This is a genomic window from Phascolarctobacterium succinatutens (assembly GCF_023497905.1).
In the GTDB taxonomy this organism is placed as follows: Bacteria; Bacillota; Negativicutes; order Acidaminococcales; family Acidaminococcaceae; genus Phascolarctobacterium_A; species Phascolarctobacterium_A succinatutens.
In genome coordinates this window covers 477,841-503,964 of the sequence record NZ_CP097284.1, presented here as the reverse complement: position 1 = coordinate 503,964, position 26,124 = coordinate 477,841, and the positions used below count along the sequence as shown (strand labels likewise).

Below are 26,124 nucleotides of genomic sequence, written 5' to 3'. Positions count from 1 at the left end.
CTGTAATCAACGTGCGTTTAATCCCAATTCGTTAATCAAGGCACGCTGCAAAAGATTAGAAAAATTGATATCGTTATCTATTGCCATATTATTAAGCCATGCAGGAATCGAGAGCGTCTTTTTTACAGCCTTCGCATTATATTTTTTGTCATACGCCAGCTTATCAAAAGCAACCATCATCACAAACTGACTGCCATCCAGTTTAATTTCATTGGGTTTTGATGCCTGAGGATATTCTTCCGGTTTTTTACCTTCCAGCATCAAGCCAATCACTTCCTGCACCATCTCCAAAGCTTCTTCCAAAGAATCTCCTTGGGTATTGCAGCCGGGAATATCCGGAACATAAACAGATACGCCTACTTCTTCAGGTTCAAAAATTACCGGATAAAAATATTTTTTAGACATAATGCGCTCCTTTCTTCTCCTTATCGTTTTAATCAAGCCTGCTTTAAAATAGCCTGTTCTAAGCCTTTCTTTAATTCTTTAGTATGCAAAGGTACAGCAACAGTTATATTCCGCTGTGGATTAAAATATTTTTGATGAGAACCATTATTGCTCTTCACATAAACAAAACCATTTTGCAAAAGCAATCTGATCATTTCTTTAGGGGTTAGTGGCATAAACGCAACCTCCTTTAATTTATTATACTACGTAATATTACGTATGTAAAGAAATGCACGCTGCAACAAAAAAGTCTTCGCACATATCTAAATATGCACGAAGACCAAAAGATTATTATAAAATTTTTACCTCACAGTAGCCAATGGAACATGCCGAAATAAGAGAAAACACACAACACGGAAACGCCCAGCGCAGAAACGCCGAACATTTTCATAAACAGATTCTGCTGCTGCTTCTGATTAGCATTAGCGGCCGAAGCATATGCTGCCAGCGCCAACGCACCACCTGTAGAAAGCGGGCTGATGGCAGCGACATGCGAAATGGTTGTAATCGAGGAGGCCAGCTCCACCTCATTCACACCGCCAAGCTGCTGAGCAACATGCGGTACTGTCGGCAGCAGCGTAGGCATAACAACACCGCTGCTGGAGCTGAACCAGCTCATAATGCCGGAGGTAAGGCCCATAACAGCTGCAGCACTTTTAGCGCTCATCAGAGAAACAAGTATATCAGAAAGCACCTTAATACCGCCGAGATCTATAATCAGCTGCATCAAAACACCCACACCGGTAATCAACAGCAGCGTATTCCAAGGAATATGTTTAATCGCCTTCGTCTCATCTGAAACACGCAAAAAGGATAATACGGCTGCAACAGCAAAGCTGACCAGTCCTACGTTAATTCGCAAAAGCATAACCATAAGCACCATCACTACAATACCGGCAATAGTCGTCAGCTGCTTTTTGTTAAAGCAGGGAACTTCTTTTTTCTGCCCCACAGCAGCAGAACGCAGCTTATAACCACCCAATAAAATGTAGACAATAACAGCATAAATAGTAAAGGAAAGAATGCCATTCATAAGAAAATCATTTTCAATACCTGTCAGGCCAAACTCTGCGCACAGATTCGCACCGATAATGCCGGTAGCAGCAAGCGGTGATAAACCACCGGCGCAAGAGCCCAAAACAGTTAAGGTTGAAAGCAGCACAGGACTGATTTTCATTTCTGCTGCCAAGGACATGGAAAAAACCATCATTATAGCCATAGTCGGTACAGATCCGGGACCAAGCGCAGCAAGTATAATCGAGAATACATAAATGATGATCGGAATCAGGTAAACACGCTTGCCGGCCAAAGAAATAACCTTCTGCGCCAACAAATCCAGACTGCCGTTAATCTGTGCCAGACTGAACAAATAGGTTACACCCAAAAGCATCAGGAACAAAGAAGCATTGAAGCCTTTAATAATTTCCGCATCACTGATGCCTGCCATACGTCCCAAAAGCAAGGCAAAAGCTATGCACAAAAGACCCGTATTCATTTTACGGATAAAACCAAGCATTATCGCCAGCAGTAAAAAAACCAAGGATAACAGAGCCATCGGAAACCTCCAAAAAATTTATTTGAGAGTGTATTTGAGAGTGTAACAAAGGGAATATTAAATATAACAGAATAGCCATTTATATAATAACACTTAGGAATTACTTTGTAAAACGGTAGTTTTGTTTATCTTATTCTTGTTTAGCATTAAAATTATTCCATATAGGAATAGTCTTTTTATTGTCGCCTCTGTGCAGATATAGACTATGCTATTCCCACTCTTTAAAGCAAAATAGTTTATTTCCTGCAAAATAAATGTTACAATAAATAATTGAGAGAAGATTAGACAATTTTCATAGCTATAACAACGCTGTGAAAATTACATTATGGAGATGATTGCTTTGCCAAATTATGCAGATATCAACGGACGGCCGATGAAGAAGCTGCAAATACAACAATACCTGCGCAAGCTGCAGCTCAACGATTTCGAGCCGGCTGTTAATTTAGCAACCCTGACTAAATTGCAGGACGCGCACCTCAAATATATCCCCTATGAAAATTTTGACTCTCTTAACGGCAAAATTACCTCGCTCAAACGCCAGGATATGTTCAATAAGGTTATCATGCATAACCGCGGTGGCATCTGCTTTGAGCTGAACGGACTTTACAACTGGCTTTTGGAGTCCCTGGGCTTTGAGGTGACCAGCTACGCTGCCCGCTTTATCGATAAAATGGAAACCTACCAACTGCGCCGCCACCGCGTAATGTGTGTAGCTTTAGGCAAGAAGCGTTATCTGACCGACGTCGGCGTGAACAGCGAAAGTCCGCGTGTACCGCTGGAAATCACGGAAGGACTGATTCAAAGCGACGGCATCAGCCAATACAAATTTACCCGCAGTGAATTTTGGGGTTGGCTGCTTTGGCAGAAGGAATGCGGCAAAATCTGGAAGCGCCTCTTTGGCTTCACTGAAGAGCCTCAGATAGACAAGGATTTTATTACCGCCAGCTTCTGGTGTGATGCTCATCCGGATTCACCGTTTATCAAAAGTAAAAAGCTGTCTATTTTCCGCGAGGACTGCAATATTACCATCCGCAGCAACTATTTAAAATTTTACCTTGGCGGTCGCGTAAAGTACCGCTATAAAATTAACACCGGTGCCGAGCTTAAGGAGATTCTTTGGGAGTATTTTGGTATTAATGTAGAATACCGGCTCAAGGATGACGGTATAGAATACTAAGCCTGGCAGGAGATTTTTAAAATGCCTGATTTATTTTTTCCCAGTTATACAAAAAAAATACTGTCTGCTTTAAACGCTGCCGGCTATGAAGCATATCTTGTCGGCGGTGCCGTGCGCGACCTGCTTTTGGGCAAGTCACCGGATGATTACGATATCACTACCAATGCTCTGCCTGAGCAGGTTTTGGCAGTTTGCAAGCAACAAGATTGGAAAACTGTTGACCAATTAGGTCACAATTTCGGCTGCGTAGTCATCGTTATCAACGGTGTTGCTACCGAAGTAACAACCTTTCGCGGCGAACGCTATAACGACGAAGATATGCATCGCCCTGCCGCAACCTGGTTTTGCAGCAGTCTGCGCGAGGATTTGAGCCGCCGTGATTTTACTGTCAACGCTATGGCGCTATCACTGAACGGCACATTGTATGACTACTTTGGCGGTCAGCAGGATTTACAGCAGAAGATTTTACGCACTGTAGGTGACGCTAAGCAACGCTTTCATGAGGATGCGCTGCGTATGCTGCGTGCCTGCCGCTTTGTGGCACAGCTTGGCTTTACGTACGAGCAGGCAGGCTGCGAAGCACTACCTGCCTGCGGTGCGCCGAACACGCCCTACTACCTGCCGCATGGCTACAGCTTTCCGGTTGAACGCTGCGCCGGCCTTTCGTTGGAGCGTGTACGCAAGGAGCTTGAAAAGCTCATTACATCTGAATATGCAGGCAAAGGCCTGATGCTGATGATGGCAACAGGCCTTTTAGGTGCAAACTGTCATGCCCGCGAAAACGGCAACGATACTGTCATTCCCATTCTTCCGGAAGCGCTGCACCTTTTAGGACTGCACCAAAATCCGCGCTTCCATTTATATGACACCTGGGAGCACACACTGCTGGCGATTGACAACAGCCCGCACGATTTAGCCATCCGTTGGGCATTAGTGCTGCACAATCTGGGCAAGGGCTTGCCTGAAATCCGCAAGCTGAACAAAGAAGGGCAGCCTTCCGACCTGGGGCATGAAGCTAAAAGCGCAATCATGACTCAATCTATTTTAACGCGCCTTGGCTACAACAACAGCTTCGTACATCTGGTTACCTGGCTGGTAGCGCAGCATATGCGCTTCGCGCCTATGCTGCTCACCGGCGAGCGCACCCTGCTGCGCTGGGTGCGCAGCGAAGCTGCCAACTCCGGTTTCCGCACGCAGGCAGAGCTGACACAAGCCTACAGTCTGCTCGTCGAGGTCTTTCTCGCTGACATGGGCGCTACGCATGCACGCGCAAGTCCACAGCTCATGGCCGACGGTCGCGAGCTTGGCAGACAGGTCACCGAGCTGGCACGCACCAAAATGCCGGTCTGCACGAAGGACCTTGCCATCAGCGGCCGCGAGCTGCTGTCGCTTATTCCGCAGGCAAAAATCAAGGACACCCTTGCTTATCTTTTAGACCGTGTACAATCCGGCAACCTGCCCAATGAGCAGGAAGCCCTGCTTGCCGCTGTCAAAAAATATATCAAACGACATCAAGAAAAGGAGTAACACTATGGACATGAAAAAAACATTACTCGCAGGCCTCTGTGCCCTCGTCATTCTCGGCGGTACAAACTATCTGCTGAACCAATCTAACGCCCCCGTCGCCAACGCTGCCAATGCAGAGCAGGAGGTCGGCGGCGCAGCGCAGTTCGTCGGCAAGCATGACATCAAGGATTCGCCCTACTATGCGCATCCCGACTTCTACAACATGCAGTCCAACGAACACCTCACGCTGCTGCCCAAGTTCTCCACCACGCAGCAGATAACCCCCTACACCTGCGGTCCTGCTGCCGCCAACATGGTCGTAAAATATTACAAGGGCGACATCATCGACGATGAGCTTGCTGTAGGCAAAATTATGTCCACCAGCAGCACTGTCGGCACCAACACCAAGGGCATGGTCAAATACTTTGAAAAGCTTGGCTGGGAGGTTCATTCCTCCGTCAAGGACAAAACGCCTGACAACTATGCCGACTTCCTCAAATTCGTCGAAAGTAATCTGAAGAACAACACGCCGATTATCGTCGAAAACGTGGACTGGGGCGGTCATTGGCGCGTCATCATCGGCTATGACACCATGGGCACTGCACACCAAAGTGACGATGTGCTTATTATGGCAGATCCCTATGACACCACCGACCATCTGCAGGACGGCTACAGCATTGTACCGGCAGAACGCTTCTTCTATATGTGGTTTGATCACCAGCTTTTCCCGCAAAGTGAGCAAAAACGCCAATGGCTGACGGCTAAACCGAAGGCTTGACGGTTCCGAAGAAAACATTCTATATTTTTCCAAAAATAAAACCGTTGCCGCAAATTCCCTGCAGTGATATGTACCCAGTTTTCTGGACACCGCTAAAAATTTGAATAATTATATTTACATCATGGATGCTTCTCTGAATTTAGAGGGAGGCATCCATTTTGTTTTAGCTTGAATTCTTTTGTTGTTATAATAATCGATGTACTCAGCTATAGCGTTTGAAAAAGATTCAAACGAAGGGTAATCTTTTTCAAATCCGTAGAACATCTCGTTTTTTAATCTGCCAAAGAAAGTTTCCATAATACAGTTGTCATAGCAGTTACCTTTCCTAGACATTGATTGAATGATTCCGTGCTTTTGCAATTCATTCCTATAAAATGCATGCTGATATTGCCATCCTTGATCTGAGTGCATAATAAGACCTTTTACAGAAGGAAAACCTTTAAATGCCTTTTTCAGCATGTCCTTTATTTGCGCCATATCTGGATGTAGAGAAAGATTGTAAGAGATTATTTCATTGCTGTTCATATCCAAAATCGGAGAAAGATAACATTTGCCCCAAGGCAGATTGAACTGCGATACATCGGTTGTCCACTTTTGCAAAGGTTTTTCGGTATTGAAATCTCGATTGATGATATTATCAGCAACTTTGCCAACATCGCCTTTATAGGAGTGGTATTTTTCCTTGGGACATTTTCCAAACAAGGTAAGCTGATTCATGATTCGTTGGACACGCTTGTGATTTACTCGAAAACCTCGATTCAGAAGCTCCTTATGTACGCGCCTTACACCATATCGCTTTTTGTTCTCGTTGAAGATAACAATAATTTCGGATGATAAGTCGGCATTTCGTTCGCTAACTTTATCTGTCTTGCTAAGCTCGTAATAGTACGTTGAACGCGACAGTCCAATCGCATCCAGCAAATAATTCAGTTTGTAACCTTCTTCACGCAGTTTTTGGACGAGCGCAGCTTTTTCGCCTTGAGTTGCGCTGCGCATCTCTCTTCTCTCAAGGCAATCTCTTTTTTTACAATAGCAATCTCCGCTCTCAAGCGCTCATTTTCTGCTCTGAGCAGAATCATTTCTTCTCGTTCTGATGGAGTAAGTTCTGCCGGCTCTATTTTTTTCTTCATTTCAGGCTCCTTGGGTGGTCGTCCTTTTCGTTGTGCGACCAATCCCTGATACCCTTTAATTTTATAGCATCTAACCCACTGATACAAGAGTCCAGCGTTAATTCCTGCAGAAATAGCTGTTTCCTTATTTGACGCACCAGCTAATACTTTGGCTACAAGTTCATATTTCTCTTCTGCTGACCAAGTTTTTCTCTGATTTTTATGTCTTAATGCTTCTGGACCACATTTATCTTCTATCCGAACCCAAACTCGGATTGTATTGTGGAAATTTTTTTCTGTTATATCTTTAGGCGTTTCAGGCCATTTACCTTGTCGATATAATTCTACACACTGTCTTTTGAACTTATAGCTGTATTTCATTAAAATACCCCCAATACTGGGTGTCCAGTATTGGGGGTACATATCACAGCAACGGTCTTTTATTTTATATGGATAAACTTTTAGCTTGCAGCTTCCTGCTCCGCTCCACGCACATGCGTGAAATAAGAGTAAACTGCTACGCTCATAAGCACGCAGCCGGCAAATACAAGCACATAACGCGAGCTCATAAAGCTGCCCAAGGCACCGCCAAGCAGCGGTCCTACAACACCGCCAAACTGCTGCGCGCTCGTAACCAGGCCAAAGGCCTTACCACGCATATTGGCAGCAGTAACACGCGTCAGGTTAGCATTAATATTCGGCACAGCTCCTGCAAGGAACAATCCGTAAACAAACTGAATAGCCGCAAACTGCCAGACAGTGTTGATAAAGACTTGGAAAAGGTTAATAAAACCGGCAATAAAGGTTACAATGCAGAAAACACGCACATAACCGAAGCGCTGTCCGCGTTTTCCCCAAAACGGTGCCGCTAAAATACCGGTAATACCGGCTAGCGAGAAAATCACACCTGACATCTTGATAGCAGCATCACCCATATCATGCATCAGCTCGCCTACGTACAATGTAATCAACGGCTGAATCAGCATCACACAGGTCTGCACTACAAAGAACATAGCCATAATATATAACAAGCCCTTGTTATGCAAAGCGTTCTTTAAATCTGCCAACAGACTGCTTGCTTCGCGCGCACCCTTATTCAATACGGACATATCCTTAACAATAAATACTACGGCACTTGTAGCAATAAACAAGGCAAAGCTGCCTACATAAAATGAAGCACGCATGCCAAACCAGCTGCTCAGATAACCGCCCATCAAAGGTCCCATGATGGTGCCGCTGGCTACCGCAGTCTGCATCAGTCCCATGCCCCAGCCCATGCGCTCCTCCGGCAAGGATGAAGATGCCATAGACATGCAGGCAGGCACAAAGCCGGCAACAACACCACACACAATACGCACTATTAAAAGCTGATAGACATCCTGGCAAACGCCGGTAAGAAAATAGGTCAGCGCCAAGCCGTAGCCGGCGCGAATCGCCATCTTTCTCTGCCCGACATGGTCAGCCAAAGCGCCCCAATAAGGTGCCATCACGGCCGAACCCATAAAGGTTACAGCAAAGGTAATGCCTGCCCAGAAGTTAACGTCAGGCTGAGCAACATGCAGCTCACGCAGCAGATATACAGGCAAAAAAGGAATGCACATTGTATAGCTGGCACAGCACAAAAAAACTCCCAGCCACAATACCGGCAAATTAGCCTTCCAATTGCCTTTGTTGTTAGCAGTAAAAGCTTGTATTGACATTGTATCTCCCTTTCCTCTCTCTAATTGCTATTATAACACAATGCAGGCAGATAGTCACAGCAGATAAATGCCGAAGCTTTTTCTTTCTAGACAATAGATACACTTTTAGCGTATAATATTGTTTAGATTAAATTCGTATTGTTAGCGATAAAATAAACCGCTGGCAACTTTATCAGCGTAAAAATCAAAATGCAGACTTTAAGCCTGTAAAGGAGAGTGCAGAATTTGAAACCTTATAGCATGCAAGAATTAGAAGAATGCGGCTTTTTATCAAAAATATTCGGCAGCAAGCCTACCGAAAACGGCTGGAAGGAGCTCAATAATCTGTTGGCTGCAGCACCCGACGCTTTAGCAGTCAGTGCCGATGATGTGCATCATGCTCTGAAAAAATGGGGCGTAAAATTCCATGATGATAATTGCAACCAACGCAGCGGCATTTACCGCAAGCTGGCAGATGTTGTCTTTACCGAAGTACAGACTAAGGAAGACAGCCTTTGGGCACAGCTTGCACACCTGGCTGAAATTTTAGAGCTGCCGCCGCATCTGGCAAAGCAGGCTGATAAGGCAGCAAAAACAGCTGCTTATTTTGTCCGCTGCCGTGATTTGCTTGCAGGCACCGAAAAGCTGGATATCAAACAATTGAATGAGTTATTCGGCTATGACTACGAAGACAGTCTTTCCATGCGTAAGCAGGTTTTTCAGGCTCACTTCAATCAGAAGTTTGACGAAATCAGCAGCGCACAGCGTTATACTCCGGAAGAAGAAGCTGCCCTGCGTGCCGACTGCGCAACTCTGGATATCCCATATGAATTAAAGAATAACATTGTCAGCGCTCTGGAAAAATACCGCAGCCTGTGGAATGCGGAGCATATGCCTTTAGGCGATATCAAGCAGGATGCTTTCCCTCTCAACCCCGGCGAAATCTGCCACGCCTATACCAACTGCGGTCTCTGCCAAAACAAAATGATAGAACGCGAAGACAACTACTATGAGCTGACACGCAAATTCCGCATTGACGAAACCGTTGCCTTCAAGGGCGAAAAAATCGAGCATCCCAAATTCACAGAAGAAATGACTATTATTGAAGAGCTGGGCGTGTTCTTCCTTACTAACCAACGTTTAGTTTACATTGGTAAGAAAAATGCCTTCCATATCCCGCTCAACGTTCTCAGCGGTGCTGATTTTGACGGCATCAACCTTGTAACCTTCCATCACACCGATGGTACTGACAGTATCTTTAAATTCAGTGACGAGGCTGCCGGAGTTTTATACATTCTGTTCGAAAGAACCTTAAAGGCTGCTAAAGCATAAAACAGCATATATACAAAATACCCCTGCAGAAATTTTTCTGCAGGGGTTAAATTTTTATCAGCTGTAAAATTTACAAGACAGCTTAAGCCGTCAAAGAATTACATGCACTCTTTGATTGCTTTAGCCATACGTTGAATGCCTTCAACAATGCGGTCATCCGGCATGTTGGAGTAGTTGATACGCATGCTGCGGTCAGTCTTCTGGTTCGGATAGAAAGCATCACCGATAACACCGGCAACCTTCATCTCGATGCATTTGTTGAATACTTTGCGTGCGCTTACGCCTTCAGGGAAGGTCAGCCACAGGAACAGACCACCTTCCGGATGAGTCCATTCGGTGCCAGCCGGGAAGTATTTCTCCATGGATTCGAGAATCAAATCACGACGATGTTTGTACAGAGCAACGATTTCTTTAACGTGCTCATCCAGGTCGTATTGTTCCATGTAAGCATCTGCAACGCCTTGGTCAAAGTTAGAGGTGTGCAGGTCAGCACTTTGTTTGATTTTAACAAACTCGCTCAGCAGGCTGTGCTCTGCAGCAATCCAGCCAAGACGCAGGCCCGGGCAGAAGATTTTGGAGAAGGTACCCAGGAACATAACCAAGCCTTTGGTATCCATAGATTTCAGGGACGGCAGGATAGTGCCTTCATAGCGCAGTTCGCCGTACGGATTATCTTCGAGTACAGGCAGGTTGTGTTTGTTAACAACTTCCATGAATTTTTGACGGCGTTCCATGGACCAGGTACGACCGGTCGGGTTTTGGAAGTCAGGAATTACATAGATAAATTTGCAGTTCGGAGTGGTTTCCAGAATTTTATCCAGTTCTTCCGGAATCAGACCACCGTTATCGGTCGGAACCTCAACAAATTTCGGTTGGTAAGCGTTGAATGCGTTCAAAGCGCCGAGGTAGGACGGGCTTTCGCACAGAACAACGTCGCCGGGATCCAGGAACAGCTTGCCTGCGAAGTCCAGGCATTGTTGAGAACCGGTGGTAATCAGAATGTCATCGGGATCAACATTGGTGTGGTATTTATCAGCCATACGTTTAGCAATTTTTGCACGCAGGGACGGACGGCCTTCGGTAGTTGCATATTGCAGCAGCTGGCGACCTTCCTTCAGTACCAGGTCATGAGAAACCTTGGCAATTTCTTCTACAGGGAACAGTTCCGGTGCAGGCAGACCGCCGGCAAAGGAAATAATATCAGGCTGAGCAGTTAATTTTAACAGCTCGCGGATTTCAGAAGCTTGCATACGCTCCATACGTGTTGCGAATTTCATGATTAAAAACCTCTCTTCATTGGAAACTATATTATTTTACCGTAACACTTATTGTAGCACCACAATCTAAAACAAACAAGCAAAATACCGTTTTCGATTAATTCTATCTATTTTTATGGTAAATTATGTTAACTTATTAACGGTTTGCACGGAAATTTGTTTGTTTTAATATTTCAGATACTTCAGCAAGCCATCCAGGCCTTCCATGATATCTTTATAGGTTACTTCAAAGTCACCGGTATACCACGGATCGGCAATGCTTGCGCCCTTGCGCTCAGTATAATCCAAAAGCAGGTGTACCTTATCCTGCGTATCTTCACCAATTACTTTTCGCAAATTACGAATATTATTGCTGTCCATCACCAGCAGCAAATCATAATATTCGTAGTCACGCTTTGTCACCTGTACTGCATGCTTGCCTGCGACGCTGATGCCAAGCTGCGCCAGCTTATTGCGCGTGCCGTGATGCACAGGATTACCGATTTCTTCCCTGCTTGTCGCTGCCGAAGCAATTTCAAAATCAGCGGCAATGCCGCGCTTTTTTACAATGTCCTTCAATAAAAACTCTGCCATAGGCGAACGGCAGATGTTGCCATGGCAGATAAAGAGAATTTTATGCATTGGTGTGTCCTTTCTAAAACTTAAGAATTAATTAGAGCCTTATTTAATCCGTTTCTGAATATCTTCAACAGATGGCAGTTGCTTTTCCAGATCATCCGGCAGGCTACTGGTTATTTTGTATTCGCTTACACCAATCGGCTTTGAAATATCCTTGAGTGAATATTCTGCAACCACATTGTTTTTGCTTTTGCACAGAAGCAAACCAATGGACGGATTATCCTGCTCTTTTTTCAAAATGCCGTCCACGGCTGACAGATAAAAGTTTAGCTGACCAGCATATTCCGGCTTGAAATCACCAGTTTTCAATTCGATAACTACATAACAGCGAAGATTCAGGTTATAGAACAACAAATCAATGTAAAAATCATCGCCGCCTACGTTCAGGTGATACTGGTTTCCCAGAAAAGCAAACCCTGTTCCAAGCTCCAGAAGGAGCTTTGTGACATCCCTAACAAGTGCCTGCTCAATATCCCGTTCGAGCATATCCTCCCGGAAAGAAATAAAATCAAATACATATGGGTCTTTCATTGTCTGCGCTGCAAGTTCACTTTGCGGAGACGGTAAGCGGTGATCAAAATTTGTAACTTTATCTGCCAGCACCTGTCTCTGATACAAGTTGCTTTCAATCTGATGGACAAGAACATTTCGAGACCAGCCGTTTTCCGCTGACTTTTTGATATACCATTTACGTTCATCCATATCAGCGACCTTATCCAGAAGAACTATATTGTGACCCCATGGAATTTGTGCAACAACCTGTTGCACAAATTCTCGGTCTGGATAAATCTCTGCGAATTTTGCCATATACTTCAAATTACGAACAGAATATCCTTTGCTTTCTGGAAAAGCAATCCGAATATCTGCTGCAAGGTTATCAATAAACTTGTTTCCCCATGATTTATGTTCATTGATTACGCAACCAATATCATAATAGAGAAGCAGCATATCTGCATTCACATGAATTGCCGCACGATATTGTGCCGCAGTAATTTCGCTCTTGATATTTTCGATAATGGAGAGATACTCAGTTGTATTCATTAGCACACTCATCGCCTCGCTTTAACATAATTCTTATCATTATTTTCTCTATATAAGATGCTATAGTATGAAATATTTTTCACGTCATTTGTCCTTATTTGTTCCATATGGAGCTGTTTCTTCAGCAGCCATACTGTATGTTGCTTTTGACTCATAAATATACGCCTTATGTTCCTGAAAGGAGACTACCTTATCACTCATCATATCATTATTATCCGTCCAAAGCTCGCACTGCGTCATTACGGTCTGAACAGCATCCGCCATCCCTTCCGGTGGGTATTTATGTTTTTTCAACAGGCGCTTAATAAGGGTACGCATTTTGGCACGGGCAGATTCTTTGCGCTGCCAGTCAATCGTTTTATTTCTACGAAGTGTATCCGCCAATTCCTTGGTAATCGCAATCAGTTCTTCATTTTTGTAAAAGTCCTTGATTGCTTGCGGTTTTGTAAGTGCATCGTAGAATGCCAATTCATCGGCTGTAAGGCCGAGCTGTTCGCCCTCTTTGTGGGCTTCAGCCAGCTGCTTAGCAAGTTTCAGCATTTCTGCGATGACTTCTTCATTGGTGAGCATACCATTCAGATATGCATTGATTGCTCGCTGCATGATTTCGCTGAACTTTTCAGACTTAACCACATTCGTTCTTCTATAAACAGATACCTGTTCCGCTATCAGTTTTTTCAGCAGCTCAATTGCCAGATTCTTCTCCTTCATTTTTCTGATTTCCTCAAGGAACTTCGGATCAAACAAGGAGAATTCCTCTTGCATATCAGAGAACAGGTTAATAACGCCCTCGCTCTTGATGCTCTGCTTCAAAAGCTCATTTATACGAGCGTTCATTTCAGGCAGAGAGATTTTCTTGCCGGTTCCCGCATTGGTCAGTCTCAGCACCAGAACACGCACCGATTCAAAGAACGCAGCTTCAAAGCGGTCAGCTTCGCACACCATGGAAGAACAAAGAGAAAGAGCCTGGTGAAGCATAAGCGCTTCCTTGATAAATGTATCTTTTTCTTTATCCTTTTCACGGGCAATGATATAGTTTACCGCACCGCTGATGGTCTTTGCTCTTTCTAAATCTGTTCCGGTCGTGAACTTGGTGTAGTCAAATCCATGGAACATATCACGGCAAACACCGAGCTTTTCGATAAACTTCGGATAAGCAACCTTAGCAACATCCGTATCACCATAGTTTTTCTTATCACGGGTGGTGTAGTCATTCATCGCCTGCTTTAGTGCGCTAGCAATGCCTACATAATCAACTACCAGACCGCCTTCCTTGTCACGGAACACACGATTGACACGGGCGATTGCCTGCATCAGATTGTATCCGCTCATCGGCTTATATACATACATGGTAGCCAGAGACGGAACATCAAATCCGGTCAGCCACATATCAACGACAATGGCAATCTTCATCGGGCTGTTGTTGTCCTTGAATTTTTTCGCCAGCTCGTCCTTGTGCCGCTTATTGCCGATAATATCATGCCATTCTTCAGGGTCGTTATTTCCGCCAGTCATAACAATACCGACTTTTTCCGTCCAGTCATGGCGCAGCTCCAGAATCCGCTTATAAATCTTCATTGCAATCGGGCGGGAATATGCCACGATCATCGCTTTGCCTGTAAGCAGACCTTCACGGTAATTCTCGTAATGGTCAAGAATATCGCAGACGAGAGAGTTGATGGTGTTGTCGTTGCCCAATATAGCTTCCATCTGTCCCAGTGTTTTCTTGCTCTTTTCAATAACCTCAGGATCGGCATTGTGCGCCATGATTTCATACTCTGCATCAATCATGTGCAGCGTAGCTTCATCAAGGTTGAGCTTAATGACACGGCTTTCGTAATAAACCGGGCGGGTTGCACCATCTTCAACAGCCTGCGTCATATCATAAATGTCTATATAATCACCGAACACTTCACGGGTGCTGCGGTCTTTCGAGGAAATCGGTGTTCCGGTGAAACCAATGTATGTAGCGTTCGGCAAACTATTTCGTATAATGCGGGCAGTACCTACAACACGCTTGGCGATCTCTTCACCGTCCTCATTCTTGGTCATCTTAATCTTTTCGGTTAAGCCGTACTGTCCACGATGGGCTTCGTCTGCCATAACGATGATATTTCTGCGCTCAGAAAGAGCTTCGTGAGATTCCTCAAACTTCTGCATAGTCGTAAAGATAATACCGTTAGCTTGTCTGCCTTCCAACCAATCTTTTAATCCAACATCATTTTTACTCGAAGTCTCTGTCAGTTTTCTACAAGTGGCGTGCACCGGTTCCTGACGCAAGAAATCCTTGCACTTTGCAAACTGTCCAAAAAGCTGATCGTCCAAATCGTTTCTGTCGGTCAGCACAACGATAGTTGGGCTATCCAAGGCTTCTTGGAGCAGATGGGCATAGAATACCATCGACAGCGACTTGCCGCTGCCCTGCGTATGCCAGAACACACCACCTTTACCATCGGTAACGGTAGCTCGTTTGGTCGATTCGATTGCTTTTCTTACAGCAAAATACTGATGATACCCAGCCAATATTTTGAAGGAGTTCACACCCTCGTTGGAAAAGCAGATAAAGTTCTTTATCAGGTCAAGCAGGCGTTCCTTTTGGAACATTCCCTCAAAGAAGGTATCAAACTGTGCGTACTGCGTATTTTCATAGCTTCCATCAACTGTTTTCCATTCCATGAAGCGATCTTCGCCGGAAGTAATTGTACCGGCTTTAGAGGTCATCTGGTCGCTCATAACGCAGATGGCATTATAGATGAACATGGAGGGAATTTCCTTCATGTAGTTGCGGAGCTGCCGATATGCAGCAGAAGCATCGGTTTCTTCTCTGGACGGAGATTTCAGTTCTACAATAACAACCGGTATTCCGTTCAGGAAAAGCAGAATATCCGGGCGTTTGTTGCTGTTTTCGATGAAAGTCCATTGATTTGCTACGATAAAGGAGTTGTTGTCGGGATTTTTATAGTCAACAAGATAGACGATGGAGGAGCGTTCCTCGCCTTTTTCAAAATAGCGCACTGGAATGCCGTTTTGCAGGTAATCCATAAAGACAGTGTTTTTCTGCACCAGTTCTCCGTTTTCAAAGTTCTTCAGTTTGAAAAGTGCATCACTAATAGCGTCCTCCGGCAGAGAACGGTTCAAACGATATAGGGAAGCAACAAGCTCTTCCTCATACAGAGGATTGTGAAAATCTCTCTCTATGTCGGGGCCATACAGATAACTGTAGCCCATGTTCCGGAATAATTCGATCACGGAGTTTTCATAGTCCGCTTCGGTATATAATCCTGACATAATATCGCTCCTTTTCTGTATTATTCATACTCCATTTTTATATCATAGCATTTTCTTTATATATTAGGTCGCTTCGTCGGCAACGATTTTCTGGTAAACGAAAATTTAGAGCAGCAAGCGCAAGCTATTTATTGTGATATGTTCATTACTAATGCTAACCCTTCATGGCAATTAGGACGCCTTTCCGACCTTATCGCCGTCCGTTATGGGAAGAATCACAAGAAACTAGCTGATGGTATATATCCTGTTTATGGCTCAGGTGGAATCATGCGTTATGCGGAGAAACCTTTGTATGATAAAGAATCTGTTCTTATCCCACGAAAAGGTACTCTTAACAATGTCATGTATGTGAATAAGCCGTTTTGGTCGGTAGATACCATGTTCTTTACTGAGATGAAATTACCAAACGTGGCGAAGTTTGTTTTTCATTTTGTAAAGAGCAAAGATCTGGCTTCTCTCAATGCTGGCTCTGCTGTTCCAAGTATGACTACGGACATACTGAACGCTATGGAGCTTTCTATTCCTGATGCGAATACCTTATACAAGTTTGAAAATATCGTTGCCCCAATGTACCAAGCTATGCAGCAAAATACACAGCAATCCAGTAAACTGGCTGAATTGAGAGACTCGTTGTTACCTCGGCTCATGTCCGGCGAAATTGATGTCACAGACATTCAGATCTAAGCCGCTAAATTTTCGTTTATCTTCTTGTTGTTTTGTATTTTCCCGTCCAGTAATTTCAAATAACTACATATTGCTTTTTGGTCAGATAAAGGCGGTATAGGAATCATTACTCGTTCCAAATCTGAAATTGTAATCTGTGATTGTGCAGATCCCGAATCGAGATAGCGCAGGCTTCTTTGCTTAAAATAATAGTAAAGATATTCCGAAAGCACCACATTGGAATCAATGTTTGCGGCTATCGAAAGATTTGTTAGATAGCATCTATCCTTTGTGAGTTTTACATCTCCGGTTCCCCCCACACCACGTGCAACAATAATAAGTTGATCAGCTTCTGTATTGTACTCATCATAAAACCCAACATAACGATAGCCGCTATATATAGGATATTTGCCGCTTTCAGTTATTTTTTTCTTGATTGGCATTTTCCCATATCTAAAAGAAGCAAAATCTCCAAATTTCATCATCTCTGCCATCTTTTACACCTTCCTAACCTATATATTTGCGATGAGCAATCTTTACATTGCTCTGCTTGACCATTGCATACTGCAAGGTCGTATCTATTCGTTGATGCCCCAAAAGCCTTTGCAGCTGCTCCACGGGCATTCCTTTGTCAATCGCCATTGTAGCGAGGGTTCGTCTGAATTTGTGCGGATGCACTCTCGGAAGCGCAAGCCGCTTGCCAAGTTCACGCAGTCTTGATTCTACACCGCCAATCTGCAATCTTTCATGTGGCGCTTTCAGCGAAACAAATAGGGCATTGTTGCTATCCGTTCTTTGTGCAAGGTAGTTCTGAAGGTGGATTTTGGTTCTGGCATCAAAGTAAACCATTCTCTCCTTGCTGCCTTTACCAAACACCACGCACTCTCGCTCCTCGAAGTTTATGTCATCCCGATTGAGAAGCACCAATTCGCCAACACGCATTCCGGTTGATGCCAGCATATCAATCAAAGCCAGATCACGCAGCGAATCGCAATGGTCACGCATGGTTTCCAGTGCTTCGTCCGTATAGGTTTCTTTGATGGTCACAGCTGTTTTCACCTTATGAATCCTGCGTACCGGGCTTTTCAAGATGTAATCTTCATCTTCAAGCCAGGAAAAGAAGCTGGATAAGATTCTGCGGATGTTGTCAATTGTCACCTTGCTGGATTTTCGTTCTGCCTGATAGTCAGTCAAATAGGAACGCAGATCATTGGTTGTAATATGCGTGATTCCTTTTCCTATCTTCTCAGACATGGTTTCGATTGTCTTTCGGTAGTAGGATAGTGACTTTTCAGAACATCCTTCTATTCGCTTTGCCGAAAGAAACGCACCTGTCAACCGTGCATTTTCTGTACTTGCATCCTCAGTTGTACTATCTGTTTTTCGTTGAATCTCATATCCGGAAAGATTATGCTTCAGTACTCGCCGCAGCTGCTCCGCCTGTCCATTATCAAGATATGCCAGCATATCTCGCAACACATCATTTACAAATTCATCATTCATAGTCTATTCTCCTTTAATAATCAGGGAATGACTATGGAGTGGCAATCCTCAGTATAAACACCTGCCACTCGCAGGAGTTATAGGGTAGGTCGTAAAACGAAAATTTAGCGGCTTAAAGGTCGATGCTGGAGACATCAAGCTCGCCCGCCATCAGTTTAGGTAGCAACGCTTCTCTAAGTGTAGAGAGTCGCTTGATTTCTTTTCGATTATTTTCAATTAGTAACAGTAATGGCAATATTATTTCAGCAAATTCATTCTGCTGACTTACGGGTGGAATAGAAATTTCAAAGGAATGAACGTGATTCCTATTCAAGGTAGGCACAGCACTTCCTCCACGGAATTGTGAGTAGTCAATGCTGCGTAGCATATAGTAGCTCCAATACGGGTTGTTCCCTTTGAAATCTTTTACAAACAAGGTTGTATTATGTGCCCAGCATCTTTCCATATATAGTCTTGGCTTGCCGATGTTGCCGCTTCGTCCCATAACTACACAAGGTGCTTCTGTTGTATATTCGTTGTGATAAAAAATTGTATCTGTTGATCCTGCTACTGGATAAGAACCAGAAACCATCTTGTCCTTTGGTAAATCGTATCCTCTTTGGAGCGTTACAACATCACCAATTGTTCCAACAACCCAATTTGGGGAACACAATGAGGGAGCATACTTGTTATTGAAAATAGCTTGCGCTTGCTGCTCTAAATTTTCGTTTATGTTAGAATTTACTTCTATTTTGTCATCAATAGCCTTCAATATTGAAGTAATCTGCTCCTGAATCTCTTTTTGTGGAATCACTACGCTCATTCGTTTTAGATCTGCAATCGTTACATGACCCAATCCTGTTGTCTGCTTGTTAGTCGCTATTTGTGTAAAGTAAGGTTTTAGATACTTCAAAGTATAGTAGAGAAAATCTTTAGTGACCAAATTACTATTTGCAGTTACCTTAAATATGTGCTGATTCAGCCACCCATCTGGCAGACGATACCGAAAAACATCTATTGATGTCTGAGGGTTTCCAGACCATGAAAAAAGAAGATCATCCCACTGAACAAAAACTTCTTTGCCATAATCTCCCTGCGTGAGAGATGTGTTGGAACTAATGCCATTATTCAGCTCTGCAATCTTAATAACCGGTAACCCCCTATCTGAAAAATTTATCTTTTTGAATGCAAGTCCATTTTTCCAAATTGCAAGATCAAACAACGAGTATCGGATTCCCTGGTAATCTGATTTAATATTGTAGAGCAAGCTTTCATCAAATTTCATATCCAATTGCCCCCAGCTTCTTACGGATTTCTGCTTCGAGTTCATGAGACTTGGCAAACATATCAGAAAGCTCCGAAGTCAGGCGAGCCATTTTTTCATCAAACGGTTCACTATCTTCTTCCTGTTCTTCAATACCAACATAGCGCCCAGGAGTCAGAATATAATCCTGCTTTTCGATAGTCTGCAAATCGGCTACCGCACAGAATCCCTTCACATCTTCCAGAGTGCCGTTCTGGAATGCTTCAAAGGTGTCCGCCAGTTTCTGAATATCTTCATCAGTGAAGTCTCTGTGCTTGCGGTCAACCATATAGCCCATCTTGCGGGCATCAATAAACAACGTTTTTCCTTTCTGCTTTTTGTTTTTGCTAATGAACCAGAGCGTAACAGGAATAGTCACGCTATAAAACAGCTGCGTAGGCAGGGCGACGATACCTTCCACCAAATCAGCGTTGATAATATTCTTTCTGATTTCACCTTCACCGGAGGACTGCGTAGACAGTGCGCCGTTCGCAAGCACCAAACCAATCTTGCCATTCGGTGCAAGGTGGTGAATCATGTGCTGAATCCATGCGTAGTTGGCATTACCGGGCGGCGGCGTTCCGTACTTCCAGCGAACATCATCCTGCAATTTGTCCTGTCCCCAGTTAGACAGATTAAAAGGCGGGTTTGCCATAATGAAATCCGCACGAAGATTGGCATGAAGGTCATTAAAGAACGTATCAGCCTGATACGGACCGAAGTTTGCATCAATGCCACGAATCGCCATATTCATCTTCGCCATTTTCCAGGTATCCGCATTGGATTCCTGACCATAAACAGAAATGTTTTGACGATTGCCACTGTGTGCTTGAATAAACTTCACACTCTGCACAAACATACCGCCAGATCCGCAGCACGGGTCATAAACACGGCAATTATTGAACGGCTTCAGGATGGCAACGATTGTCTTAACAATACTGGACGGTGTGTAGAACTCGCCGCCCTTCACACCTTCGTAAGCAGCGAACTGTGCGATACAATACTCGTAAGTTCTGCCCAGAAGATCCTTACCTTCCTCGGTATCAGACATATCCATATTGGTGAACAGATCAACGACATCACCTAAAACTCGCTTGTCCAAATCCGGGCTTGCGTAATTCTTCGGAAGCACATTTTTCAGAGATTTATTATCTGCTTCAATCTCTCTCATTGCTTCATCAAGGACTGTGCCAATTTCCGGAGTGTGAGCCGCAGCTGCAACCGTAGACCATCTTGCTTTTTCCGGGACAAAGAAAATATTCTCACCCAAATACTCGTCACGATCTTCTTCAAAGCCCTCACCCTCTGCAACAAGCTCGTTATACTTTCTCTCAAATGCACTGGAAATATAGCGAAGAAAAATCAATCCGATGATTACCTTTCTATATTCAGCGGCAGGAATGTGCCCCCATAACACACAGGCAGCATCCCAAATTTGTTTTTCAAAGCCAATATTGGCATTATTCTTTTCAGCCATTGTCAGTCCCTCTTTCTTACTACTTATTCAAATCAATAATTTCCCATTTTCCATAACTCTTTCCGTCTACTCTACGGATATAGTCCTTTTTCTGCAAGGATTCCATGATGCGCTTCTCGCCTTTTTTGATATATTCTTCAAGCTCAAATTGCCAGTTCTTCTCTGCTGACATAGCTGCACCTCGTTTTCTGCTCAATATACAATCCTAAAATAGTCCAAATATGCCTTATATCTATCCTGCGCAGCAAGGCAGGTATCCGTCAGATAACCGTTTTCCTTACCCCACTCCTTTAAGCCTCGATAGTAAAACATTTTCAGATTATCCTCTATAATAAACGGAACAATATTATATTTCAGGCACTCTTTAAATATAATCAGCCTGCCAACGCGTCCATTGCCATCCTGAAACGGATGAATTCTTTCAAAACACACATGAAAATCCAAAATATCTTTAAACGTCTTACTCTTTTTCGCATTATATTTTGCCAAAAGTGCTCGCATCTGCTCGCTAACCTCTTCCGGTAAAGCCGTATCTCTGCCGCCACCCTCATTTGGAAGCTTTTTATAATCACCGACAGCAAACCAATCCTTACGCGCATCACTCGTGCCGGTTTTCAAAATAAAGTGCAATTCCTTTATCAGCTTTTCGGATAAAGCAGTCTTTGCTTTATCTATAAGCAAATCAATACAGCGAAAGTGATTAGCAGTTTCAATAACATCATCCACGTTCAAAACTTCATTTTCCACACCAATCGTATTCGTTTCAAAAATATAACGCGTCTGCTCATGTGTCAGTCTGCTGCCTTCCATATGATTAGAGTTATAGGTCAACTCAATTTGCGTTTTATGATAGATGCCGCCTGCATATCTGCTTGCTTTTTCTTCCTGCAGAACATTTAACAAGCTACGCTCGCTCTGCTTAATCTTATTAACACGCTCCGGTTTTACTGCCGTTTCCGGAATACTCCATACTCTGCCATGCAGCTCTGCTCCCTGCACACGTCCCTGTGCGCAATAATTACGCACGCTGCGCTCGGATATCTGCCACTTTTCCGCTGTTTCAGCTACTGAAAGATACTTCATCATCTCACCTCCGTTACGTTGTATCTAAGAATAGTATAGCATGTTGACGGCAAAAACTTCAATTAATTTGTTTTGATAGCCAATTATTTTTGCCGTCAAAAAGCGTTCCGCAATTTTTTATTATTACTTTTGGCGTATTTACGCATTCTCACACATAGAAAAAATAACCAAGGGACTGTCACCGCAAGTAAGTTTTACTTACGCGACAGTCCCTTTTAGATTATCATTATTACTTCAGAAGTTCCTTTTCTTCCAGATACACAGCCAGCAGCTGAGCCACCTTATTCACCAGCTTCAGACAATTTTTCAAATGCTCACGCGTATTAAACTCGTAGGGCATCAAATCACCGCAAGCGCAGGAGCCGAATTCCTTGGCAAAGCGCTCATGAAATTCCAATGTCAGCGAATAAATTTCCGCCAAAGGCTTATCGCTCGGCTGATTGCGGCCGGCCAACGTACTGATGACCATCACACAGCCTGCCATAGCTCCGCACAAATCGCGCGCATGGCCAATGCCGCCGCCAAATCCGGAGCACAGACGGAATGCATTATCATCAATATTCACGCCTGCCTCCTTACGGAAGGTTTGTACAATCGCTTCGCAGCAGTTATAACCGCTCTTAAAATTGTTGCCTGCTGCCATGCCCATTTTTTCACTAAATTCACTCATGCTTTTCTCCTCCTTGCATAACAATATTAAAATGCTTACTTTTTGTCTTTATCGCTTTCCGTCGCATACGGCCAACCGCTCATACCTCCCTCAAGGCTGTAAACATCCTGGAAGCCACGGGCGCGCAGGATAACCTCCGCTTCGTAGCCACGCAAATCAATCTGGCAGGCTGTAACTATTTTCTGCTCTTTATCCATCTTGCTGATATCCGCTGTCCGCAAGGTATCAAGCGGCAGATTTACTCTCGACGGAATGTCGGCAATACGCTTAGCTGCTACCTCTGCCGGCGTGCGTACATCAACGAATAAATAATCCTCCTGCGTGCGGTTCTTTTCAAATTCTACAGGATTAATGCTGCGCAGCTGGCCGTCAAGTTTATTTTGCAGGACATTGGCTGCCGTTGCGATATTCTCAATCGGCGTATTAAACGGTGGAGCATAAGCCAGATCAAGTCCGGATAAATCCTCCAGCGTTGCACCTAAAGAAATTGCCGCCGCCAATGTATCAATACGCTTCGCTACGCTCGCTCCGACAGCCTGCGCACCCAATACGCGTCCGCTGCTCTTTTCTGCCAACAGCTTCAGCACAATGCGCCCTACTCCCGGCATATAGCCTAAACGGTCAGAGCCTGGTACAATTGCGCTTGCAAAATCAATACCGGCCTGCCGCGCAGTCCGCTCGTTCAAACCAGTTGCCCCGGCTTCCTGCGCAAAGAAGCGACAGGCGGCAGTCCCCAGGACACCGGGATATTGCTTCCGCGCTCCGCAGATATTATCCGCAATTACGCGGCCATGCTTGTTGGCTGTAGACCCCATAGGCACAAACACCTTGGCTCCGCTGACACGATGAGTATTTTCCGCACAGTCACCTCCGGCATAAATTGCATCATCGCTTGTCTGCAGGTATTCGTTAACCGCAATACAGCCGCTCGGACCTATAACAAGGCCGGCCTCGCGCGCCAGCTCCACGTTCGGACGCACGCCGACGGCAACGATAACCAACTGTGCCGGGATTACGCGTTTATCCGTCTGCACTCCGCTAACTTTGCCGTTTTCTACGGTAAAGGCACCTGCTCTTTCCTCCAGATAAATATCGAGCAGCGGATTTTTCGTATCACGCAGCAGCAATGCTGCCATATCCTCATCAAGCAGCTGCGGCAGCAGTCTGTCCTGCTGTTCCAAAACGCTGGTATGCAAACCGCGGCGCACAAAAGCTTCTGCCAGCTCCAGACCGATAAAGCCTGCGCCGATGATAACTACATCCTTAACGCCGCCTTCGGCAATTTCCTTATCTACTGCTTCAACATCCCACGGAAACCAGAAGCTGTGAATGCCTGCGGCATCAGCATTAGGCAAGGGAAGCTTCACCGGCGTACTGCCGGTTGCCAACACCAGCACGTCATAAGACAGCTTTTTCAGCTCTCCCTTTTCCATATAATGCACGCATTTTTGCACTCTGTCTATTTTTTGCACATTACAGCCGCATCGTGCATCAATGCCCTTCACGGCCGCAAAATAATCACTGTCGCGCAAGGCTCCCTGCGGTGTATGGTCAAAGCTGTCCATGCTCTTAACCTCACCGCTGATAAAATACGGGAAGCCGCAGGCACCGTAGCTCAGTTGCGGTCCGCGTTCCAGCACGATAATCTCTGCTTCGGCATCCAGCCTGCGCAAGCGCGCCGCCGTTTTCATACCGGCGGCCACCCCACCGACGATTACTACACGTTTACCCATAATGTCACCTCCAAGAACGAATTTAATGTTATCTTACTATTGTAAAAATTTAACTGCCAAAATTGCTTCTGTCAGCAAATATTACTCTATAATCATTATAACAAAACAGCCCCCGAAAGCAAAGCTTCAGAGACTGTTTACCAAAATTATTATATACTATTTTGCTTCATACACACTCAGCGCTTCCATTGCCAAGGCATAGCCCGCAAATCCCAGGCCGCAGATTTGTCCGACGCAGCCTGCCACCGTTACAGAATGATGGCGGAACTCCTCACGCTGATGGATGTTGCTGATATGCACCTCAATCGCAGGAATATTTACTGCCTTCAATGCGTCCAGAATTGCTACGCTGTAATGCGTAAACGCCGCCGGATTGATAACAATGCCGTCAAAATGACCGTAAGCATTCTGAATAGCGGTAACTATATCGCCCTCATAATTGCTCTGCAGCAGCTCCACCTCTACGCCAAGGCGGTCGGCCGCAGAACGGATGTAAGCACACAAGCTGTCATAATCATCACGGCCATAGATATTTTTTTCACGGATGCCCAGCATATTAATGTTAGGACCATTTAAAACTAATATTTTACGCATCTTTATCCCTCCAGCTTAGCGGCAATATTCATCAGCTCATGCAGAACTCTGCCGAAATCGCCGTTATTATCAATAGTATAATCCGCATATCGGCGGTACAGCGCAATACGCTCGTTATATAAAGTATAAAGCTTCTGCTTATCGGCAGCAAGCAACGGACGCGCATCACCGGCAATACATCCGATGATATTTTCCGGTTTGCGGTCGATAAAGACCACAACACCACCGCGCTTTAGCAGCTCCATGTTTTCCGCACGCTTTACGGCACCTCCGCCGGTAGCGATAACAGCTCCGTCACATTCCGCCAGATACGCCAGCGTGCGCGTTTCCGCTGCGCGGAACGCATCCTCGCTTTCCGCAAAGAAAGCCTTGATTGTACGCTGCTCACGCTCTTCGAGGACAGTATCAGCATCATAAAACGGCAGCTGCAAACGTTTCGCCATGCGCTTGCCAAATGTGCTTTTGCCGCAGCCCGGCATACCAATCAGCACGATATTTTTCATATATTCTGCTCCAAATCCTGCATGATTTTGACGATAAGCTCGCTGTCGTATTTTCCGCCCTGCCAGATTTCCTGAGCAGCCACAGCCTGCGCCACAAGCATGAACAAACCATTGACAGTCTGCATCTTCGCCTCGGCAGCCTGCTTCAAGAACAATGTCTGCTTAGGATTATAAATCAAATCTACAGCAGCATCAAAATTGCTGATTTCCTCAGGCGTAACCGGTGCAGCATTAACCTTGGGATACATGCCCACAGGCGTGCAGTTGACAATCACATCACCGGTCAGCGCTGCTAAGCCGTCATAATCAATAAACTTGCACTTAGGCGCAATTTTAAGGAAATCCTTATCAACATGGGCAACGTCACGCGTAACAAGATACAGCTTGCCGACACGCTTATCAACCATATATTTGACAACCGCACGCGCAGCGCCGCCGGTACCCAACACCGCAACACGCTTAGCTCGCACATCAATATTGTTGTATTCCAGCATTCTGCCAAAGCCGAAGTAATCGGTATTGTAGCCTTCGGCACCGTTTTCATCAAATTTAATCGTATTTACAGCGCCGATAGCCTTAGCTTCACGTGTAATGCTGTCCAACAGCGGCATAACATGTAATTTATGCGGAATGGTAACATTGCTGCCCGCATAATTGGCACGCAGCTCTTCCATACGTTTGGGCAATTCCTCCTGCGGTGTTTCCAGCAGCGTATAATCGCCTTCAATACCCGTATATTTAAAAAACAGCTCGTGAATCTGCGGTGAAAGGCTGTGTCCCAGCTTACCGCCCAAAAGTCCGTAATGCTTCAT

Annotated in this window: 26 protein-coding genes; 5 read left to right on the top strand and 21 right to left on the bottom strand. The window is 44.7% G+C overall.

Features of this window, described 5'->3' with window-relative positions; translation table 11 throughout:
• Positions 1–6: 6 nt before the first annotated feature.
• From M5E81_RS02395 to M5E81_RS02385, 3 genes are all read right to left on the bottom strand, one after another.
• A complete protein-coding gene (locus M5E81_RS02395) occupies positions 7–405 on the bottom strand; it encodes a type II toxin-antitoxin system HicB family antitoxin (protein ID WP_249747788.1) in 399 nt (132 codons plus the stop codon).
• A 32-nt stretch (positions 406–437) separates the two neighbouring features.
• The gene (locus M5E81_RS02390; RefSeq protein ID WP_009145344.1) at positions 438–620 is read right to left on the bottom strand and encodes a type II toxin-antitoxin system HicA family toxin; all 183 of its coding nucleotides are present in this window, start codon (positions 618–620) and stop codon (positions 438–440) included.
• Between the two features lie 131 nt (positions 621–751).
• On the bottom strand, positions 752–1,999 hold the full coding sequence (locus M5E81_RS02385) for an SLC13 family permease (RefSeq protein ID WP_249747787.1): 1,248 nt from the start codon (positions 1,997–1,999) through the stop codon (positions 752–754).
• A 331-nt stretch (positions 2,000–2,330) separates the two neighbouring features.
• Here M5E81_RS02385 and M5E81_RS02380 point away from each other — a divergent pair, with 331 nt between their 5' ends.
• The 3 genes from M5E81_RS02380 to M5E81_RS02370 are packed head-to-tail and all read left to right on the top strand — an operon-like array spanning position 2,331 to position 5,460.
• Positions 2,331–3,176: an arylamine N-acetyltransferase family protein gene (locus M5E81_RS02380; protein ID WP_249748086.1), complete on the top strand. Its 846-nt coding sequence runs from the start codon at positions 2,331–2,333 to the stop codon at positions 3,174–3,176.
• Positions 3,177–3,197: 21 nt separating this feature from the next.
• On the top strand, positions 3,198–4,703 hold the full coding sequence (locus M5E81_RS02375; protein WP_249747786.1) for a CCA tRNA nucleotidyltransferase: 1,506 nt from the start codon (positions 3,198–3,200) through the stop codon (positions 4,701–4,703).
• A 10-nt stretch (positions 4,704–4,713) separates the two neighbouring features.
• On the top strand, positions 4,714–5,460 hold the full coding sequence (locus M5E81_RS02370) for a C39 family peptidase (protein WP_249747785.1): 747 nt from the start codon (positions 4,714–4,716) through the stop codon (positions 5,458–5,460).
• Positions 5,461–5,574: 114 nt separating this feature from the next.
• On the opposite strand, the gene M5E81_RS02365 is transcribed toward M5E81_RS02370, so the two are convergent.
• From M5E81_RS02365 to M5E81_RS02355, 3 genes are all read right to left on the bottom strand, one after another.
• Positions 5,575–6,456, bottom strand: a complete 882-nt coding sequence (locus tag M5E81_RS02365) for an IS3 family transposase (protein WP_249747005.1) — start codon at positions 6,454–6,456, stop codon at positions 5,575–5,577.
• Complete coding sequence (locus M5E81_RS02360; protein WP_249747006.1) at positions 6,387–6,950, bottom strand: transposase; 564 nt, start codon at positions 6,948–6,950, stop codon at positions 6,387–6,389. The genes M5E81_RS02365 and M5E81_RS02360 overlap by 70 nt, the downstream gene beginning before the upstream one ends.
• 80 nt (positions 6,951–7,030) lie before the next feature.
• The gene (locus M5E81_RS02355) at positions 7,031–8,269 is read right to left on the bottom strand and encodes an MFS transporter (protein ID WP_009145358.1); all 1,239 of its coding nucleotides are present in this window, start codon (positions 8,267–8,269) and stop codon (positions 7,031–7,033) included.
• Between the two features lie 225 nt (positions 8,270–8,494).
• On the opposite strand from M5E81_RS02355, the gene M5E81_RS02350 reads away from it, so the two are divergent.
• Positions 8,495–9,580, top strand: coding sequence for a hypothetical protein (locus M5E81_RS02350; RefSeq protein ID WP_148495300.1), 1,086 nt, complete (start codon positions 8,495–8,497; stop codon positions 9,578–9,580).
• A 98-nt stretch (positions 9,581–9,678) separates the two neighbouring features.
• Here M5E81_RS02350 and M5E81_RS02345 read toward each other — a convergent pair whose 3' ends face one another.
• The 4 genes from M5E81_RS02345 to M5E81_RS02330 form a co-directional block, all read right to left on the bottom strand.
• A complete protein-coding gene (locus M5E81_RS02345) occupies positions 9,679–10,857 on the bottom strand; it encodes an aminotransferase-like domain-containing protein (protein WP_249747784.1) in 1,179 nt (392 codons plus the stop codon).
• 165 nt (positions 10,858–11,022) lie between these two features.
• Complete coding sequence (locus M5E81_RS02340; RefSeq protein ID WP_249747783.1) at positions 11,023–11,478, bottom strand: low molecular weight protein-tyrosine-phosphatase; 456 nt, start codon at positions 11,476–11,478, stop codon at positions 11,023–11,025.
• Positions 11,479–11,517: 39 nt separating this feature from the next.
• Positions 11,518–12,516 carry a PDDEXK nuclease domain-containing protein gene (locus tag M5E81_RS02335; protein WP_249747782.1) on the bottom strand — a complete coding sequence of 333 codons (999 nt, stop codon included), beginning with the start codon at positions 12,514–12,516 and terminating at the stop codon, positions 11,518–11,520.
• Between the two features lie 84 nt (positions 12,517–12,600).
• A complete protein-coding gene (locus tag M5E81_RS02330) occupies positions 12,601–15,804 on the bottom strand; it encodes a type I restriction endonuclease subunit R (RefSeq protein WP_249747781.1) in 3,204 nt (1,067 codons plus the stop codon).
• A 138-nt stretch (positions 15,805–15,942) separates the two neighbouring features.
• On the opposite strand from M5E81_RS02330, the gene M5E81_RS02325 reads away from it, so the two are divergent.
• Entirely contained in the window at positions 15,943–16,488 is a 546-nt protein-coding gene (locus tag M5E81_RS02325) for a restriction endonuclease subunit S (protein ID WP_249747780.1), read from the top strand.
• On the opposite strand, the gene M5E81_RS02320 is transcribed toward M5E81_RS02325, so the two are convergent.
• From M5E81_RS02320 to aroE, 11 genes are all read right to left on the bottom strand, one after another.
• Positions 16,485–16,961 carry a restriction endonuclease subunit S gene (locus M5E81_RS02320; RefSeq protein WP_249747779.1) on the bottom strand — a complete coding sequence of 159 codons (477 nt, stop codon included), beginning with the start codon at positions 16,959–16,961 and terminating at the stop codon, positions 16,485–16,487. The two genes, M5E81_RS02325 and M5E81_RS02320, sit on opposite strands and share 4 nt — an antisense overlap.
• Before the next feature lie 13 nt (positions 16,962–16,974).
• Positions 16,975–17,970, bottom strand: coding sequence for a site-specific tyrosine recombinase/integron integrase (gene xerA, locus M5E81_RS02315; RefSeq protein ID WP_249747778.1), 996 nt, complete (start codon positions 17,968–17,970; stop codon positions 16,975–16,977).
• Between the two features lie 112 nt (positions 17,971–18,082).
• The gene (locus tag M5E81_RS02310; protein WP_249747777.1) at positions 18,083–19,234 is read right to left on the bottom strand and encodes a restriction endonuclease subunit S; all 1,152 of its coding nucleotides are present in this window, start codon (positions 19,232–19,234) and stop codon (positions 18,083–18,085) included.
• On the bottom strand, positions 19,224–20,729 hold the full coding sequence (locus tag M5E81_RS02305; protein ID WP_249747776.1) for a type I restriction-modification system subunit M: 1,506 nt from the start codon (positions 20,727–20,729) through the stop codon (positions 19,224–19,226). Before M5E81_RS02305 ends, M5E81_RS02310 begins: the two co-directional genes overlap by 11 nt.
• A 19-nt stretch (positions 20,730–20,748) precedes the next feature.
• Positions 20,749–20,901 (bottom strand): hypothetical protein, encoded by a 153-nt coding sequence (locus M5E81_RS02300; protein ID WP_249747775.1) that lies wholly within the window; start codon positions 20,899–20,901, stop codon positions 20,749–20,751.
• 20 nt (positions 20,902–20,921) lie between these two features.
• A complete protein-coding gene (locus tag M5E81_RS02295) occupies positions 20,922–21,812 on the bottom strand; it encodes a Fic family protein (protein ID WP_419720854.1) in 891 nt (296 codons plus the stop codon).
• Between the two features lie 229 nt (positions 21,813–22,041).
• The gene (locus M5E81_RS02290; RefSeq protein ID WP_009144676.1) at positions 22,042–22,482 is read right to left on the bottom strand and encodes a C-GCAxxG-C-C family protein; all 441 of its coding nucleotides are present in this window, start codon (positions 22,480–22,482) and stop codon (positions 22,042–22,044) included.
• A 35-nt stretch (positions 22,483–22,517) separates the two neighbouring features.
• Positions 22,518–24,215, bottom strand: coding sequence for an FAD-dependent oxidoreductase (locus M5E81_RS02285; RefSeq protein WP_249747773.1), 1,698 nt, complete (start codon positions 24,213–24,215; stop codon positions 22,518–22,520).
• Between the two features lie 156 nt (positions 24,216–24,371).
• A complete protein-coding gene (aroQ, locus tag M5E81_RS02280; protein WP_009144674.1) occupies positions 24,372–24,809 on the bottom strand; it encodes a type II 3-dehydroquinate dehydratase in 438 nt (145 codons plus the stop codon).
• Between the two features lie 2 nt (positions 24,810–24,811).
• A complete protein-coding gene (locus M5E81_RS02275) occupies positions 24,812–25,312 on the bottom strand; it encodes a shikimate kinase (protein WP_249747772.1) in 501 nt (166 codons plus the stop codon).
• On the bottom strand, positions 25,309–26,124 hold the full coding sequence (gene aroE / locus M5E81_RS02270; protein WP_040564609.1) for a shikimate dehydrogenase: 816 nt from the start codon (positions 26,122–26,124) through the stop codon (positions 25,309–25,311). Before aroE ends, M5E81_RS02275 begins: the two co-directional genes overlap by 4 nt.